The organism is Streptomyces sp. NPDC025638 (genome assembly GCF_055558775.1).
Genome location: NZ_JBVHLX010000010.1, coordinates 276,494 through 292,184 on the forward strand (window position 1 = coordinate 276,494; position 15,691 = coordinate 292,184).

Genomic DNA, 15,691 nt, shown 5'->3' on the forward strand with positions numbered 1-15,691 from the left:
GGCCAGTGTCGTTCCATGGACGGCGGGAGGGGGGCTGTACACCCCTGGCGCCCCCTGCGGCTCGCGGTTCAGCCGGGAACCGCGAGCTCGAACCAGACCGTCTTGCCGTTGTCGCCGGGCCGTGTTCCCCAGCGGCGCGAGGAACTGGCGACCAGTTGGATGCCGCGGCCGCTCTCGTCCTCAAGATGGGCGACCCGTTCGTGCGGCGGATCCGGGAGCGGGTCCGACACCTCGACCAGGAGGGTGTCGCCGAGGCCGGTGGGGCGTACGAGGCGTACGCCGATGGGGCCGGTGGCATGCCGGAGCGAGTTTGTCACCAACTCGCTGACCAGCAGCGCCGTCATGTCCGCGAGGGCATCCAGCCCCCAGCCGAGCAACTGGGCCCGGACCTCTGTGCGGGCGGTGCGCACAGCACCGGGATCCGCGGGGAAGGTCCATTCGGCACAGTCGCCTTCGGTGTCGATCACGCCCGATCACTTCCCAGGCAAGCGAGCCCACCCATGTCCGGTTTCGTGGGGTTAATGGGCACATACCCGATATCCGGGGTGCGGTACCGCCCGGGGGCCCGCAGTGTGGCACGAACGGCGTAGGAAATCTCAGCCCGCTCCCGCCTCCGGGCGGATCCCGAGCTGTCGTACGGCGGCGACGTCCTGGTCGAGCCAGTCCACGGACCAGATCTCACCGGGGGCGAGCCAGCGCAGTTCGTCGTGGTCCTGGAGGGGCTTGGGGTCGGCGGAGCCGGGACGCAGGCGGGCGGTCCACACGTGGAGCACGTACGGGGGTTTCAGCGGCCACTCCCCCGGGACGCGCTCGACGGCCTCGGTCTCGACGCCGAGCTCCTCGCGCAGTTCGCGCACGAGGGCGGCCTCGGGACTCTCGCCGGGTTCGACCTTGCCGCCGGGCAGCTCCCAGCGGCCGGCCAGCTCGGGGGGTGCGCTGCGGCGCGCGGCGAGCAGGCGATCGCCGTCGAACAGGGCGGCTCCCACCACCACGATCCGTTCCGTCATGGGCGGGAGCCTACGGGAGCGCGGACGGGGTCAGTTGCGTGTGCCGCCGTCTCCGTTCTGGGCGATGCGCTCGATCCAGTAGAGCTGCTTGTGTCCGCGGCCGTCGAGACTGTCGGCGATCTTCTGGGCCTCGGCCCGCGTCGCGTATCTGCCCACGCGGTAGCGATTGCCGTTGTCGTCCTGCCGTATCACGAGCCAGGGAAGAGAGACCGTCCCTTCACTCATGGCGCCCCACCCCTCCGCTCCCCATGGACCCGCGCTCCGAGGAAACCGCAATCCGCATATGCCCGAGCGTACGCCTAACCTTTACGCAGCGAACACGGCTTTTCACAAAGAGGTACGCAACCAGCCAGCCCCCCGGGGGCGCACGATGATGAATGCGCCGTCCGGGCGGCCCGGTGCGGCCCGTCGGCGGCTCACCTGGGACAGCTGGGGTCACCTGCGAAAACGGCCGGATTCCAACGGCCCGGGACAGCCCGCGGATCGGCGGGGCGACGGGGTCAACTGCCCTTGGGGTGTGCGCTACTTCACCGGGAGGTGGTATGCGGCACGATAGCGGTCGGCGGGGATGACCACGTCCGCCGTCTCCACCGGGCAGCCGGAGGCGTAGTACGTGCGCTGGATGACGAGGACGACATGACCGGGCACACCGCCGAGGATGTGCAGTTCCTCGGCGAGGCCGGGGCGGGCGCCGACCTCCTCGGTGACGTTGTCGACGATGACGTCGATGGCACGCATCCGCTCCACGACGCCCATGCCGCCGAGCGGTCCCTCCTCGGGCAGCATCACGGGCGTGCGCCCGGTGACGGCGAGGGGCTCCCAGGAGGTGGAGAGCATCATCGGCTCTCCACCGTCCCGGAAGAGGTACTTGGTGCACATCACGCGCTCGCCGGGCCGGATGCCGAGCCGGTCGGCGATGGCGCCGCTCGCCTCGGTCTGCTCGCTGCTGGACTCCCAGGTGCCGCGCGCGGCGGCGTCGGACTGCTCCTGGCGGAACGGAGTGGCGCCACCGGACGGGCGGAACCCGGAGCGGGCCACCCGCCGGGGCACGGGCCGCTCGCGCACATAGGTCCCCGAGCCGGAACGGCCCTCGACCAGGCCCTCGGCCATCAGCACCTTGCGGGCCTCCAGGGCGACGGTGTCGGAGACCCCGTACTCCTCGCGGATCCTCGCCTGGGAGGGGAGCCGGGTATGGGGCGGCAGCGAACCGTCGGCGATCTTCTTGCGGAGATCACCCGCGACACGCAGATACGCCGGCTGCTCACCGAAAGTCACTGGCCGCTCCCATCAGATTGTACAGACAGCAACAGAGTGGCAACCGTGGGTTGTGCCGTGCAAGCAAAGGCCAGAGAATCACTCGATGTGATGACTTGTGGCTCGCGAGGGCTTTACGCAGGCACTTTCTCCCCGCTATAGCCGCGATCACACCTCCATACCGCCGCCGTCTCCCCCGCTGTCGGAGCCGCCGCTGTCGTCTTCGTAGGACGGCGGGGTCGTGGCCAGGCCCAGAGCCTTGCGGGCGGTGACCGTCTTGTTCCGGTCGAGCAGCTTGAAGCCCTTGTCGTAGTGGTCGTAGAAGGTGTCGGCGTCGTCGGCCGCGGCGGCCTTCGCCCACTCGGCGCGGGACTTGTCGATCTCCACGACCAACGTGGCGACCGGCTTCTTCGCGTCCGCCGGCCACGAGTGGCCGCGCAACATCCCGGCCTGCGCGGCGAGCGCCACCTCGACCCGGCCCGCCCATGCCTTGTGCCCGGGCAGGTCGTCCTCGACGTACTCCGCGTCGGGTGCGCTCTCCATGGCGGCGTTGAGCACATGAGCCGCCTTCAGATAGGCGACCTGGTCCGCGTCGAGGACGGTCTCGTCGTTGCGCAGCGAGCCGGTCAGGTTCTTGCCCTCGACGGTGTTGCCGAACACGCAGGTGACCTCGCGGTCGCCCAGGCTCCAACTGTCCCGGGTCGGGGTGAGGTAGTAGACGTCGACGTCGGAGGGGACCGCCCAGCCGTCCATCGCGTAGCTGTCCTGGAGCCCGTAGCAGCGCTCGTCGGCAGCCTTGGTGACCGGGCCGTCGCCCGGGTAGGAGCGGCCCTTCAGTCTGAAGGAGGCGAACACCTCGCCGTCGTGCGCATGGTCGCAGGACACCTTGTCGACGTCGTCCGTCTCGCCGGACAGCGAGCCGCCGGGCGCGTTGAAGCACTCGCCCTTGGCCAGCGACAGGCTCGCGCCGCCACGCGCGCCCTCCTTGAAGCCCTCCCAGAAGTCGGAGGCCCCGCCGGTGGCGAGCGCCAGCACCCACAGCGCGAGCCCGATCCCGGACAGCACGGAGCCACTGATCGCCAGCCCCCTGCCGCGCTCGCCCCGCTTCCTGATCTGGACCAGCGCGACGATCCCGAGGACCAGTCCCACGCCCGGCAGGAAGCAGAGGATGCCGAGCACGAGGGCGGCGATGGCGAGCCCGTTGACGGGCGCCGGCCGGTTGAAGGGGCTGTAGCCCTGGGCCCAGGGCTGGTACGGCAGTCCGCCGTACGGGCCCTGGGCGTAGGGGCCCTGACCGTACGGCCCCTGCTCGTAAGGGCCCTGCGGATACGACGGGTGCTGCCCTTCGGGCTGCTGGGGGCCGGGAGGCGGGGGTATGGACACGGGTACCGTGCTCCTGGGTCGGGCGGCGGTGACGCTGAACTGACGTACGACTGGGCGCATGGTAAGCGCGCTGCCGACGGGGGTGGAATGCGGGTCACACATGCGACCGTGCGGGCGGTGAACGGACTGACCGCGCGATGGGCGGGGGTCTCGGAGGAGGGCACGGTGTTCTCGGCCGCCGGGGTGTGGCCGCTGCTGGCCTTCCTGGCCGACGGCGCGGCGGGTCCGGCGCGGGCCGAGCTCGCGGCGGCGATCGGGGTGCCGGCGGAGCAGGCGGCGTACGCCGCACGGGAGTTGCTGGCCGCGATGGACGCCATGCCCGGCCTGGACTCCGCGCTCGGCCTGTGGACGGACCGCGCGCTGGAGCTGCGGGAGGAGTGGCGTGCGGGGCTGCCCGCCGAGGCGCACGGGGTGCTCACCCATGACCTCGCCGCCTCCCAGGAGGCGCTGGACGCGTGGGCGGCGAAGCGGACGGGCGGGCTGATCGAGCGGATGCCGGTCGAGCTGTCGGAGGACGCCAGGATGGTGCTCGCCTGCGCGCTCGCCCTGCGCACGAACTGGCCGCACCCGTTCCGGGAACTGCCGTTGCGGCCGGCCGCCGGGCCGTGGCAGGGCCGTACGCTGCTCGGGCTGTACCGCAGGAGCGTGCGGCCGGACCGGGTCGGTGTGACGAACACACCCGACGGCTTCGTCACCTCGCTGAAGGTGCCCGGCGACAACGGCATCGACGTCCACCTGCTGCTCGGCGAGGAGCGGATGGCCCCCGGGCAGGTGCTGAGGGCGGGCGTCGGCATCCTGGAGCGGGCGCTTCCGGTCGTCGGGGGCGGCCGTCTCCCGTACGGGGACGCGTGGCCGGGCCTGCGCGTCGAGCGGCGGCCCTCCCTCACCCCGGAGCCGACGACGCTGGACATCAGGACGGTGGCGTACGAGGTGAAGGCGGACCACGATCTGCTGGCCCTGCACCGCCTGTTCGGGCTCACGACGGCGCGGGACACCCGGCAGGGGCACTTTCCGGGGATCAGCGGTTCCCCGCTGGCCGTCGGGGCGGCCCGGCAGTCGGCGGTCGCCCAGTTCGGCGCCCTCGGGTTCCGCGCCGCCGCGGTGACGGCCGTGATGCCCGTGGCGGGCAGCGGTCCTCCGCGGTACCGCTACGAGACCACCGTCGTCCAGGTGGCGTTCGACCGGCCCTTCGGGTTCCTCGCCGTGCACCGGGAGACGCGTCTGGTGCTCGCGGCCGGCTGGGTCACGGAACCGACGCCGTTCAGCACCCCGGGCCTCATGGGCGCTCCCGCTCCAGGACGGTGACACAACGGGCGAGGAGCGCGGTCAGCGCCGTCCGCTCCTCGTCCGTGAACTCCGCGGCCAGTGCCCGCTCCACCCGTACGGCCCGCGCGTCCGCATCGTTCATGACGGCGCGGCCCTCGTCCGTGAGCCTCGTCTCCAGCACGTTCTTGTGCCACTCGTGCGGCGTGCGTTCGATCAGGGCACGGTCCTGGAGGTTGTTCAGGACCGTGTTCATGGTCGGCGGAGTGACCCCGCACAGCCGGGCGAGGGCCGCCGCGCTGATGCCGGGGTTGCCGGAGAGGTGGAGCAGCGCCGAGTACTGCGCGACGGTCAGGCCGGCCGGTTTCAGGACCGCGGACTTGGTCGCGGCGAGGGCCTGTTCGGCCCGCTTGAGGTGGGAACCGAGGCGCTCGGCGGCGGGCATGGACGTCATCTGCGCATGCTAATCGCCCCTGCGTCGGTGCACCCTCCACGGGACTGCAGGGCATTAATACGTTGACGATGATTAGAGCTCTAATCTAAGTTCATACCCATCATCCCGTGAGAAGCCGAACCGAGAGGCACCACTGTGTCCCGCTCGATGCACCGCCGCACGTTCCTCACCACCACCACCGCCGCCGCCCTGGCCGTAGCCGCGGCCGCCCCCACGGCGCACGCGGCCACCACGCCCAGCGTGTCAACCGCCTTCGCGCTCCCCGGCGACCGTGTCTACCCCGAGGGGATCGCCCTCGACCCGCGCACCGGGGACATATACGTCGGCTCGTACACGACCGGCGCCGTCTACCGCGCCGGTCGCGGGGCACGCACCGCGGAGGTGTTCCTGCCCGCGGGCGCCGACGGCCGCGCCACCGCCAACGGACTCAAGGCCGACCGGGCCGGACGGCTGTGGGTCATCGACTCGACCGCCGGGGTCGACGTCTACGACCTGCGCGACCGGTCCCTGATCGCCCGCTTCGAGGTGCCGGGCGACGCGCCCCGCTTCGTCAACGACCTGGCCGTCACTCCGGACGGCACGGCCTACCTCACCGACAGCACCCGCGCGGTGATCTACCGCGTTACCCCCGCCGACCTGGCCCGCGGCCCGCGCGGGACGCTGACCCCGGCCTACGACCTGAGCTACGTCAAGGACCCGGGGTCCCCCGACGCCTTCACCCTCAACGGCATCGTCGTCGACCCGGCCGGGCAGCGGCTGTTCGCCGTCGACATGACCGGCGGCGGCCTCTACCGGGTGGACGTCGCCACCGGGGCCGTACGTCAAGTGACCCTGTACGGCGGTGACTTGACGCACGGCGACGGTCTGGAGCTGGCGCACGGCACGCTGTGGGCCGCGCACAACGCCGTCGACACGATCACCCGGTGGCGGCTGTCACCGGACGGCCGCTCGGCCCGTCTGGAGCGACGGTTCACCGACCCCGCGCTGCAGATCCCGACCACGCTGGTCCGCGACCGGGGATGGCTGCTGGTCGTACGCTCGCAGTTCGACAAGGGCGGGCCGATGGGCCCCGGAGTCCCCGAGTCGCCGTTCACCGTGGCGTCCGTGCGGGGAATCTGACGGTCAGGCATCGAGGCCGGCGACCCTGGCGCATCTCACCCGACTCGTCTCACCCGACCGAGAGAGTCACGACGCGGGAGGCGCGAAGGACCTTGCCCTGCGCATCGAGCGCCTTCACCTGGAAGTACGGCCCGGCGCTGTTCGTGCTGACGGCGGTCTCGAACCCGTCCCGAGGAACATGACGGGCGACGACGGACAACCGGTCGGGGGCAGCCCCGGCCAGCACCTGCCATGCCCGGGTCTCGGTCGAGCCGTTCCAGGAGGCGTAGACGACGTTGTGCCCGCCGTCGGTGCGTGCCGCCGCGCTCGGTGGGTAGTACGGCGTGCCGGTCCACTCGTTCCGGAACGCCCGGTAGGAGATGTCGGAGCCGGGCAGCTTCGCGTCGTAGAGCAGGTTCCGTGCGGCGTCGGCCTCGGTGTTCCCCGCGCCCGCGTACTCCGAGTAGTACGGGCTCTGGCCCCATCCGATGAACTCGTTGCCGTTGGCGAGGGCCTGGGTGTTGCCCTGGGTCGGTGACTCCAGCGGCGGCTGATGGTAGTAGGCCCGGTCCACGGTCGCCTTCCGCCCGCGGAAGTCGAGGTTGAGGATCAGACCGTGCGAGCGCTGCTCTGGGGAGCCGTCGGGCAGGTCGCAGCAGCCGTCGTCGAACATGCTGATCCGGTTTCCCGGCCGGAACCGGGCATCGTGCTGCCAGTAGAAGTCGGCGTTGGGCCCGAAGGTGAAGTCGCTCTTCTTCCCGCCGATCTGATAGCGGATCCGCCCGGACTTCTTGGTGACGTCGTAGATCGCCCACATGTTCCGGGCCGAGATCAGCAGCCGGCCGTCGGGACCCTCGTCGACCGAGTTGATGTGAAAGGCGTCCCACACGCCGCCGGACGACGACGCGGTCGAGGCCGCCTCCTCGGAATCGGCGGGGTCGAGGTGGTCCAGCGCGTTCCACGAGTAGAGGAGCCGGCCGGTGGCGAGGTCGACCTCCTGGATCTCACTGTTCTCGATGGCTCCGTTCTCCGGACCCCCGTAGGGCGTGAGATCCATGGGCACCGGCCTGGACGCGATGAACAGTGCGGTGCCCCTGCGCGTCAGGGTGAATTCGTGCTCGTCCGGGTAGTAGCCGTGGTGGGCGAAGACCGTCCTGAGCAGGCGGTAGTGGGTGTCGTAGATGTAGTAGCACCCGCCCGGTTCCGGCGCGCCGGCCGGCAGATTCGTGTACGCCGGAGGAAGCGCGAGGGTGCCCTGCCACCAGGTCAGCACCGGCCGTCCCCGGCCCCCGCGGCCCTCGTAGTGGGTCTGCACCCTGAAGTCGGCGTTCTGCAGGTTCGTGGAGGGCAGCGGACGGAACCAGACCGGATCACCGGAGTCGTCGTTGATGAGCGCCCCGGTCTGGCCGATCATCTGGTCCGCGCTGAACGGCCCGACGAAGATGCCGCCGGGAGCCGTCCCCGGCCGGTGCGCGGTGACGCTGACCCGCATCGGGTGAAGACCGGGCTCGGAGACGAAACTCCACACGTCGCTGCCCGACAGGATCGGCGGCGGAGTGGGTTGCGACGGCGGATAGGGAGTCGTGGCACACAGCCGGGCCGCGTCCCCCTCCGGACCCGCCACACCCGCGGCGGGCACGCAGCTCCCCACGACGCACCCCAAAGCAAGCGCACAGACCCCGACGGCGCGCCGACCCCTCCGCCCCGACCGGCGACCCCACGACTCTCGCGACACCATGGCCGCCTCCTTGGCACCGGGCAACAAGATCGGAAGTTGCTCCCCGGGTGACGGTAAGCCGCCAAGGACGCCTTACGTCTGCGCGAAGCCACGGGGGTGGGCCAATCGGCGGGTGGGGGCTCACCCGGTCATGTGACAGGGGCTCATCCTGAAACGATCAGTGACTGGACGCTGCCGGACAGGAATGGATCGACTCGCGCGATGGAGCGCCCATGAGTGAGGACTCGTGTAAGGCGCAGCACCCGGTCCCAGGCCCGCTGCAGCATCCCCTCGAAAGCGCCGTCGGCATCCAACAGGTACGGGGCACCTCGTCGATGACCGGCACGCTCGCCCGGTCGGCGGGCAGCGCCGCGGCCGGCACATCGAAGGCGGCGTCCCGGCTGTCCGGCCGCGCGGCAGCCACCAGCTGCGCCGGCGGCAGCGTCGATGCCTGGGCGTCCCGGGCCAGCCGTGCCAGATCGTCCCCCGGCGACGCACCAGTGGCCGCATGGAACAAGAACGGTGCCTCGGAGCGGCCCACGAACCGCTCGACCAGCCGCGCTCTGCCCACCCGGCGTCGCCCGCGCAGCATCACGCACCGGCCGGGCCGCTCCCTCCCGACCCCTGCCGAGACCTTTTGCGGCTCGCGCTCCAGCGACTCCGCGCGGGAGCCGTCACGTCAGGTCGGCTGAGGGGTGTGATCGACAGAGTGATGGGGGCATGAAGCATCGCCGCCCCGCCCTCGGCGTCCTTGTCACCCGTCATCAGGGTCAACCCCAGCGTCTCCTCCAGCCGGTGCAGCAGTCGCGTGCCCCGGGCGACGACCGTCCTGCGGTCCGGGGCGCGCAGGATGAAGCGGGCCACCGTCTGGCCTGGCACGACCAGCCGGCCGGGCCCGGTCCGGTAGGTGTCGAAGCCGAGCACCTCGAGCACGCCGTCCTCATCGCGCAGCGGGGAGAGGGACGCCGTCGCCGGCAGGCGCCCACCGGTCTCGGCGGTGACCACGAAGACCGCGGTGCACCCCGCGAAGCCTTCGGGGACGCATACCGGTGCGCCGGTCACCAGGTCCAGGAAGGAGGCGTAGATCTCCTGGCCGGTCGCGTGCCGGTAGGCGTTGGGCAGCCCGCCGCCCATGATGCGCGGGTTGAACTCGACCAGCACCGGGCCGCGTTCGGTCAGCATGATCTCCAAGTGAAAGATGCCGAAGTCGGCGCCGATCGCGCGGCAGACCTCTTCGGCGTACGCCACGCACGCCGCGCTCTGCGCCGGAGCCAGGTCCGCCGGGACGCACGACCCCAGTTCGATCACCTCGTCGCGCGGCGAGCGGAACCTGCCGGTGACGCAGAACGGGAAGAACGCGCCGTCCCGGGCGCCGATCTCCACCGAGACCATCCGGCCCACCAGCAGCTCCTCGACCAGCACGCCCCGGCTGAACTGGGTGCGCCAGTGCGGTGGCACCGCGTCCTGGCCGGCGAGGACGTCGGCGGCGGCCCTCCGCGCCTCGGCCGCGTCACGGGCCACGTGGGACAGCAGGCTGGCGCTGCCGGACGGCGGCTTGAGGACCACCGGGTAGCCGATGCGCTCCGCCGCGGCGAGCGCCGCGTCCTGGTCGGCGGCGAGCACGTAGGCGGCGGAGTCCAGCCCGGCGGCTTCCAACGCCGCCCGGCAACGGTCCTTGCGCCGTGCGACGAGGACTGCCTCCGGTGCCGTACCGCGCAGGCCCAGCTCCCGGCAGGCGTGGGCGACGGCCTCGGCCGCCAGCTCCTGGAATGCCACGGCCACGTCGATCGGGTGCCGCGCGTGGCACTCGGCGAGCGCGGCGACCACGGCCTCCGGGTCCGTGGTGTCGATCCCGTCGACGAGGGTGTCCACGCAGTGCACGATGCTCAGGTTCTCGCCGGTGAGCGCGTACTGGGTCAGCGGCGGCTGGAGGAAGGTCACTCGGTGCCCTGCCGCCTTCGCGAGCAGGAGGGCCCGCAACGACGGCGGGTTGGCGTCCACGACCGCGATGTGCACGGCGCGGCTCCTTTCGGGTTCGGGGCCCCACGACCCGGGTTTCGACCCGCGGGACAGGGGGCGCGGGTCAGCGGTAGTGGAGCTGGCCGGCGCGCTCGCGGTAGGGGTCGCGGTGGAACACCTCGAACGGCACCGCGGGCCGGCCGCCGAACCGTGCGCCGGCGGCGGACAGGTTCCGCCCGAGGAAGGCGCGTACGTATTCCTCCGGGTCCTCGTCGGTGAGGGCGCGCAGGTAGGTGTCGTGGGCGAGCACCGCCCGCACGCCGCGTTCCACCGCCCACGTCACGTCCACCGCGTGGGTCGGGTACGGGGAGTTGGCCACCGCCTGCCAGCGCACGCCTTCCCACGGATCCAGGCCTTCCTGCGGGAACAGATGCTCGTTGGCGGCGTCCGCCACCGCGTCGAGCGCGGCCCGGCCGACGTGACGGTGATCAGGCGTGTTCCAGGACACCCCGCGCCAGTGGTCGTGGTGATTGAGCGTCACCACCAGTTCCGGCCGGTGCCGCCGGATGGCGTGCGCGAAGTCCCGGCGCAGCCGCGGGCCGTACTCGATCAGGCCGTCGGGGTGGTCCAGGAACTCGACCTGGGTCACCCCGGCCACCGCCGCGCTGGCCCGCTGTTCCGCCTCCCGGACGGGCTTGGCCTTCTCCGGATCCACGCCGGTGATGCCGCACTCGCCCCGACTCGCCATCAGGTAGACGACCTCCTTGCCCTGGTCGGTCCAGGTGGCGACGGCGGCCGCGGCCGCGTACTCCACGTCGTCCGGGTGGGCGACGATGGCCAGGGCGCGCTGCCAGTCGGAGGGCAGTTCGAGGAGCGGATCGGTCATGTGTCACGTCCTTGTCGATGCGTCGGTGCGTCGGTGCGTCGGTCCGGTCCGGGGTCCTGGCTCCGGTCCGGATCCGGAGGTGAAGCGCGGAAGAGCAGGGCGGGCAGCAGCACCCCGGCGCCGCCGGCGAACGCGCCGGCGCACAGGAAGACGGCCGCCACCCCGAAGTGGTCGGCCACCAGGCCGCCGAGCCCGGCGCCGAACGGGGAGACGCCCAGCACGATCCACCGGTAGACGGCGTTGACCCGGCCGAACAGGTGCTCCGGGATGGTCGACTGACGGTGCGACATGCTCATCACGTTCAGCGCCACGGTGAACCCCCCGTAGCACGCCATCGCCCCGAAGGCGGCGAACGGGCTGGGCACCGCGATCAGCACGAAGCACAGACCGACGGCCGGCGCGCAGAAGCCGAGCACCGCGCGCCCGCCGAACCGGCTCAGCATCCGCGCCGCCACCGCCCCGGCGAGCAGGCCGCCCACCGCGGGCGCCGCGGCGATGAACCCCAGTGCCGGCTTGGGCAGTCCCAGGCGACCGGGGGCGACCACCCACAGCGGCAGCATCGTGGTGACCGAGGCGAACGCGAGGTTGCCGGTCGCGGCGACCACCGCCAGGCCGATCAGATCGCGCCGGGTGCGGAAGTACCGGGCGCCCTCGCCCAGGTCCCGGAACATCGCCCGCAGCGTCAGCCGTCTGCCCGGCGTGACGCCCGCGTCCCGGTCACCGCCCCCGGGCAGCCGCCGGTGCAGTGCCTGCAGCCCGGACAGGGTCGCCGCGTACAGCGTGGTCGACACCGCGATCCCGGCGCCGGTGACCGCCGCCAGCACACCGCCCAGCGCGGGGCCGGCGAACTGCTGGGTCAGCGTCAGGCCCGACTGCAGGTTGGCGTTGGCCCGCGGGATCAGCGGTTTGGGGACCATCCGCGGTACCAGCGACTGGGCCGCCACGTCGATGAAGGTGCCGCACCCGGCGATCAGGAAGGCCGCGGTCACCAGCCCCCATACCGGCAGCAGCCGCTGCCAGGCGAGCACGCACAGCACCGCGACCAGCGGCAGCCGGGCCATGGACGCCACCCGCATCACCCTGAGCGGCGGGAACCGGTCCACCACCACGCCGGCGGGCAGGGTGAGCAGCAGCCACGGCGCGCGCAGCGCTACGCCGACCGCGCTCACCACGAGCGCGGAACCGGTCAGCGACAGGGCGAGCAGGGGGATGGTGACGAGGTAGATGCCGTCCGCGAGGTTCGAGCCCAGGACCGACACCTGGAAGGTGCGGAACCGGAAGTCCAGCTTCAACGCGTGCCTCGGACGGCTCATCAGGCCTTGGGGCATCGGCTAACCACCGGCCAGCAGGGCGGTGTTCATGGTGGCCCCCCGGCCGGCGTTGAGCACGCCCGCCGCGGCCGGTGTGCCGTGCCGCACCAGGACACCGCTGCCCCGCAGTCCGTAGAGGAACGGTCCGAGCACGTACGGCACCTCGGCGTCGGCGACCTCGCCGTCCGCGGTGCGCACGAACCGCAGGGCCGTCCGGTCGGCGTCGACGTACCGCTGGAGCACGTGCCCGCCCTGCCGGGCCGCGCGGTCGAGCGCCGCCCGCCAACCCGCGTCGTCGGTGGCGGCGCCGACGACGACGCCGCTGCCGCCGAAGCCGTCGGCGGGCTTGAGCACCCAGCCGGCGCGGTCCCGCAGCGCGCGGCCCAGGGTGTCGCGGTCGGCGGGGCCGAGCCGGACGGTCCTGGGCACGTGGGTCTCGACGAGCCGCCGGTCCGCCGGGTCGAGCAGGTCGAGGTCGTCCCAGAGCCAGGCCAGCGTGGTCTTGTTGGTGAGCAGCATGGTGCTCTCCGGGGTGAACATCCGCACGGTGCCGGCGTCCAGCGCCCGGCGGAGCGCCGTCAGTCCGGCGCTGGGCGGCTCCCCGTGGCTGACGAAGGTCCGGAACACCGCGTCGACCCCTCTTCCGCCGGCCAGCAGGGTCCCGTCGGGTGCGGTGGTCAGCGCGGTCAGGGGATGGGCGAACATCCGCATGCCGTGGTCCCGGGCGTGCCGGAAGACGGGCGTGAGCCAGTCGGCGAACCGGGCGCAGTCGTCGAGCCCCGGCAGATGCCCCCCGGTGAAGTGCGGCATCAGCACCTGGGCGGTGGCGCCCCGGGGCAGTCCGAGGAAGCTGCGCAGCGCCTCGGCCCTGGCCCGCACGGCGGACGGGGCCGCGGACAGCCCGAGCCGGCCGGCGAGGCCGCAGCGACGGTAGCGGTCGAGGAAGCGCCCGCTGAGCAGGTCGGCCTGCAGTACGCCACCCAGCGCCCCGTCCACGTTCAACTCCACGAACCGCGCGACGCCGTCCTCCATGAGGATGTCCGGGCGGACCGCGGTCAGCAGCCGGTCCCCGACCGGGTCGCGGGGGTCGAGCAGCGGGTAGTCCTCCGGCCGGGAGCCGAGCGCCGCGAGCAGGTCGCCGGCGGTGTCCGCCCGGCGCCGCGCGGCGGCCAGCACCAGCTCGGCCGCCCGCCGCGACAGCCGGACCAGGTCCCGGTACGTGCCGGCGTCCAACAGCAGCGGCCGCACCGGACGCCATGGGCCATCGGCCCCCTTGACGCCGTCGAACAGCCGGACCGCGGCGCGCGGGTGGTCGGCCGTGCCGCGGGGTGGCAGCAGCCGCGACCACAGGTCGGCGGTGTGTGTCGTGGTCAACAGTCCGCCCGCCCTGCGCTCCGGCCGTGCGCGGCGAGCACCGCGTCGATGCGGCGCAGCCCCTCGCGCAGGACGGACTCCTCGCGGGCGAAGGTGATCCGCAGGCCGCGCTCGGTGCCGAAGACCTCCGCCGGCATCAGGAGCACCCCGGCTCTCAGCACCTCACGGCAGAAGGCCAACGAGGTGCCGGCACCGGTCATCTCCAGCCAGGCGAACGGCGTGCCCTGCGGCTCCAGCAGCCGGAAGACGTCCCGGTGCCGCGCCACCCAGTCGCGCAGCACGTTGATGCCGCCGGAAGTCAGCCGCAGGTAGCGGTCGAGGTAGTGGTCGTGCCGCCGCAGCACCTCGGCCGCCAGGGCGTCGGTGAGCACGGAGTTGGCGAGGGTGGTGGAGTGCTTGCGCTCCATGGCGGCCGCCACCAGGTCCGCGGGCCCGCACATCCAGCCGGTGCGCAGCCCCGGGAAGCCGTACACCTTGGAGACGCCGGAGACCGAGACGGCCCGTTCGTAGCGGCCGAGCAGCGAGTCGCGGGCGAGGTCGGCCACGTACTCCTCGTCCAGGATCAGGTGGCTGCCGTGGGCGCGGAGCGCGGTGACCAAGAAGGCCACGTCCCGCTCCGGCACGCGCCGTCCGGTGGGATTGCAGGGGGAGTTGAGCACCACGGCCCTGGTGTGCGGGCCGATCAGCCGTACCGCGTGCGCGATGTCCGGGTCGCCGTCGGGGGTGGTGCCCACGCGGTCCACCCGGCAGCCCAGTTCGGTGGGCACCTCCCAGGCCTGCGGCCAGCCGGGGGTGAAGGCCACCACGTGGTCGCCGGGGCGCAGCAGGACCCGGTGGAGCAGGTGGAGCGCCTCCTGGGCGCCGTGGGTGACGCCCACGTCGGCGGCGTGCCGGCCGTAGCGGCCGGCGACGAGCTCGCGCAGCGGGGCGCTGCCGCGGTTGCTGCCGTAGTCCAGCAACAGGCCGGCGGGATACGGCAGGTCGTCCACCGATCCGCAGTCCACGAAGCTGTCGCCCAGGTCCAGGTCGTAGCGGCCGGCCGCGTCCTCGAAGAACCAGCGGCGCATGGGGTACCCGTCGTCGGTGAGCGCGGTCGTCATCGGGTCACCCCGACAGCGATCGTGCGAGCCGCGGCGCCCAGTGCCCGCGCAGTACCGGACCGACCTCGCCGGTGAGGGACACCGTTCCGTCCTCACCGATGTCCACGGCGACCCGGCCGCCGGGCATGTTCACCGTGACCCGGGGGCCGGACAGGCCGCGCGCGTGGGCCACGTACGCCGCGGCGGCGGCACCGCTGCCGGAGGCCGGCACGTGGCCGGCCACCCGCTCGAAGACCTCGATGCCGAGGTTCTCGCGGTCGGTGACGTGCAGCAGTTCCACGTTGATCCGGTCGGGGAAGAGGTCGTGGCCGCTGACCGCGGCGCCCACCCGGCGCGCCAGCTCCGCGTCGGCGGGGCCGTCGGCCAGTGGGAGCACGCAGTGCGGGCTGCCCAGCCGTACGCAGCCGGCCTCCCACCGCCGGCCGGCTGCGTCCAGGGGCTCGCGCAGCATGGTGCGGGCCGGACCGCGCGCCCCGACGGCGCCGCTGTCGGGGCGGGCGGTGCCGAGGCCGACGCGCACGACGCCGGCGTCCCCGTCGACGATCGTCGCCGTGGACGTCCCCGAGGGTGTGCGCAGGGTCATCACGTCCGCTTCGGTGTGGCCGGATTCGCGCAGGTACCAGGCGAAGATCCGCAGTCCGTTGCCGCTGCCGCCGCACTCGGAGCCGTCCGCGTTGAAGGTCAGCAGCCGAAAGCCGTCGGCGGCAGGCAGCGGTCCGTACAGCAGGCCGTCGGCGCCGAGGCCGCGGTGCCGGTCGCACACCCGCCGGACGTTCTCGGGCAGTGGTGCGAAGTCGGCGTACCGCGGGTCGATGACGACGTAGTCGTTGCCGAGCGCCTCGTATTTGACGAAGTCGGCGGGTTTCCAGGCGTCTTGGCGCACCGG

14 protein-coding genes and 2 pseudogenes are annotated in these 15,691 nt (G+C 72.6%); 2 read left to right on the plus strand and 14 right to left on the minus strand.

Going from position 1 to position 15,691, the window contains the following annotated elements:
• Window positions 1-68: 68 nt before the first annotated feature.
• From ACZ4EG_RS26120 to ACZ4EG_RS26140, 5 genes and pseudogenes are all read right to left on the minus strand, one after another.
• Window positions 69-498: pseudogene (locus ACZ4EG_RS26120) on the minus strand (ATP-binding protein).
• A gap of 98 nt (window positions 499-596) precedes the next feature.
• Window positions 597-1,007, minus strand: coding sequence for a (deoxy)nucleoside triphosphate pyrophosphohydrolase (locus tag ACZ4EG_RS26125; protein ID WP_453553619.1), 411 nt, complete (start codon window positions 1,005-1,007; stop codon window positions 597-599).
• A 30-nt stretch (window positions 1,008-1,037) separates the two neighbouring features.
• The gene (locus ACZ4EG_RS26130; RefSeq protein ID WP_467792289.1) at window positions 1,038-1,232 is read right to left on the minus strand and encodes an SPOR domain-containing protein; all 195 of its coding nucleotides are present in this window, start codon (window positions 1,230-1,232) and stop codon (window positions 1,038-1,040) included.
• A gap of 297 nt (window positions 1,233-1,529) precedes the next feature.
• Window positions 1,530-2,282 carry a GntR family transcriptional regulator gene (locus tag ACZ4EG_RS26135; RefSeq protein WP_453553623.1) on the minus strand — a complete coding sequence of 251 codons (753 nt, stop codon included), beginning with the start codon at window positions 2,280-2,282 and terminating at the stop codon, window positions 1,530-1,532.
• Between the two features lie 147 nt (window positions 2,283-2,429).
• Entirely contained in the window at window positions 2,430-3,644 is a 1,215-nt protein-coding gene (locus ACZ4EG_RS26140; protein ID WP_467792290.1) for a DUF4190 domain-containing protein, read from the minus strand.
• 87 nt (window positions 3,645-3,731) lie between these two features.
• Here ACZ4EG_RS26140 and ACZ4EG_RS26145 point away from each other — a divergent pair, with 87 nt between their 5' ends.
• Window positions 3,732-4,949: a serpin family protein gene (locus ACZ4EG_RS26145; RefSeq protein WP_467792291.1), complete on the plus strand. Its 1,218-nt coding sequence runs from the start codon at window positions 3,732-3,734 to the stop codon at window positions 4,947-4,949.
• Here ACZ4EG_RS26145 and ACZ4EG_RS26150 read toward each other — a convergent pair.
• Window positions 4,921-5,361, minus strand: coding sequence for a MarR family winged helix-turn-helix transcriptional regulator (locus ACZ4EG_RS26150; RefSeq protein ID WP_453553629.1), 441 nt, complete (start codon window positions 5,359-5,361; stop codon window positions 4,921-4,923). The two genes, ACZ4EG_RS26145 and ACZ4EG_RS26150, sit on opposite strands and share 29 nt — an antisense overlap.
• A 147-nt stretch (window positions 5,362-5,508) precedes the next feature.
• On the opposite strand from ACZ4EG_RS26150, the gene ACZ4EG_RS26155 reads away from it, so the two are divergent.
• Complete coding sequence (locus ACZ4EG_RS26155) at window positions 5,509-6,480, plus strand: SMP-30/gluconolactonase/LRE family protein (RefSeq protein ID WP_467792292.1); 972 nt, start codon at window positions 5,509-5,511, stop codon at window positions 6,478-6,480.
• 49 nt (window positions 6,481-6,529) lie between these two features.
• Here the strand turns inward: ACZ4EG_RS26155 and ACZ4EG_RS26160 are convergent, their stop codons facing one another.
• The 8 genes and pseudogenes from ACZ4EG_RS26160 to dapF form a co-directional block, all read right to left on the minus strand.
• Window positions 6,530-8,098 (minus strand): arylsulfotransferase family protein, encoded by a 1,569-nt coding sequence (locus ACZ4EG_RS26160; protein WP_467792293.1) that lies wholly within the window; start codon window positions 8,096-8,098, stop codon window positions 6,530-6,532.
• A 317-nt stretch (window positions 8,099-8,415) separates the two neighbouring features.
• A pseudogene (locus ACZ4EG_RS26165) lies at window positions 8,416-8,768 on the minus strand (ATP-binding protein); the annotation flags it as partial.
• The gene (locus tag ACZ4EG_RS26170; protein ID WP_467792294.1) at window positions 8,768-10,192 is read right to left on the minus strand and encodes an ATP-grasp domain-containing protein; all 1,425 of its coding nucleotides are present in this window, start codon (window positions 10,190-10,192) and stop codon (window positions 8,768-8,770) included. The gene ACZ4EG_RS26170 and the pseudogene ACZ4EG_RS26165, both read right to left, overlap by 1 nt.
• A gap of 67 nt (window positions 10,193-10,259) precedes the next feature.
• Window positions 10,260-11,021 (minus strand): PIG-L deacetylase family protein, encoded by a 762-nt coding sequence (locus ACZ4EG_RS26175; RefSeq protein ID WP_453553637.1) that lies wholly within the window; start codon window positions 11,019-11,021, stop codon window positions 10,260-10,262.
• Window positions 11,018-12,334, minus strand: a complete 1,317-nt coding sequence (locus ACZ4EG_RS26180; protein ID WP_467792295.1) for an MFS transporter — start codon at window positions 12,332-12,334, stop codon at window positions 11,018-11,020. The genes ACZ4EG_RS26175 and ACZ4EG_RS26180 overlap by 4 nt, the downstream gene beginning before the upstream one ends.
• An 18-nt stretch (window positions 12,335-12,352) precedes the next feature.
• A complete protein-coding gene (locus ACZ4EG_RS26185) occupies window positions 12,353-13,705 on the minus strand; it encodes a hypothetical protein (RefSeq protein WP_467792296.1) in 1,353 nt (450 codons plus the stop codon).
• Window positions 13,702-14,805, minus strand: a complete 1,104-nt coding sequence (locus ACZ4EG_RS26190; protein WP_467792297.1) for an aminotransferase class I/II-fold pyridoxal phosphate-dependent enzyme — start codon at window positions 14,803-14,805, stop codon at window positions 13,702-13,704. Before ACZ4EG_RS26190 ends, ACZ4EG_RS26185 begins: the two co-directional genes overlap by 4 nt.
• Window positions 14,806-14,809: 4 nt before the next feature.
• The gene (gene dapF / locus ACZ4EG_RS26195) at window positions 14,810-15,688 is read right to left on the minus strand and encodes a diaminopimelate epimerase (protein ID WP_453553645.1); all 879 of its coding nucleotides are present in this window, start codon (window positions 15,686-15,688) and stop codon (window positions 14,810-14,812) included.
• Between the last annotated feature and the right edge of the window lie 3 nt (window positions 15,689-15,691).

What these genes read in the sequence shown, in the direction of transcription:
- ACZ4EG_RS26125 (WP_453553619.1), bottom strand. Translation starts at nt 1,007, where the DNA reads ATGACGGAACGGATCGTGGTGGTGGGAGCCGCCCTGTTCGACGGCGAT.
- ACZ4EG_RS26130 (WP_467792289.1), bottom strand. Translation starts at nt 1,232, where the DNA reads ATGAGTGAAGGGACGGTCTCTCTTCCCTGGCTCGTGATACGGCAGGAC.
- ACZ4EG_RS26145 (WP_467792291.1), top strand. Translation starts at nt 3,732, where the DNA reads ATGCGGGTCACACATGCGACCGTGCGGGCGGTGAACGGACTGACCGCG.
- ACZ4EG_RS26150 (WP_453553629.1), bottom strand. Translation starts at nt 5,361, where the DNA reads ATGACGTCCATGCCCGCCGCCGAGCGCCTCGGTTCCCACCTCAAGCGG.
- ACZ4EG_RS26155 (WP_467792292.1), top strand. Translation starts at nt 5,509, where the DNA reads ATGCACCGCCGCACGTTCCTCACCACCACCACCGCCGCCGCCCTGGCC.
- ACZ4EG_RS26175 (WP_453553637.1), bottom strand. Translation starts at nt 11,021, where the DNA reads ATGACCGATCCGCTCCTCGAACTGCCCTCCGACTGGCAGCGCGCCCTG.
- ACZ4EG_RS26180 (WP_467792295.1), bottom strand. Translation starts at nt 12,334, where the DNA reads ATGAGCCGTCCGAGGCACGCGTTGAAGCTGGACTTCCGGTTCCGCACC.
- ACZ4EG_RS26190 (WP_467792297.1), bottom strand. Translation starts at nt 14,805, where the DNA reads ATGACGACCGCGCTCACCGACGACGGGTACCCCATGCGCCGCTGGTTC.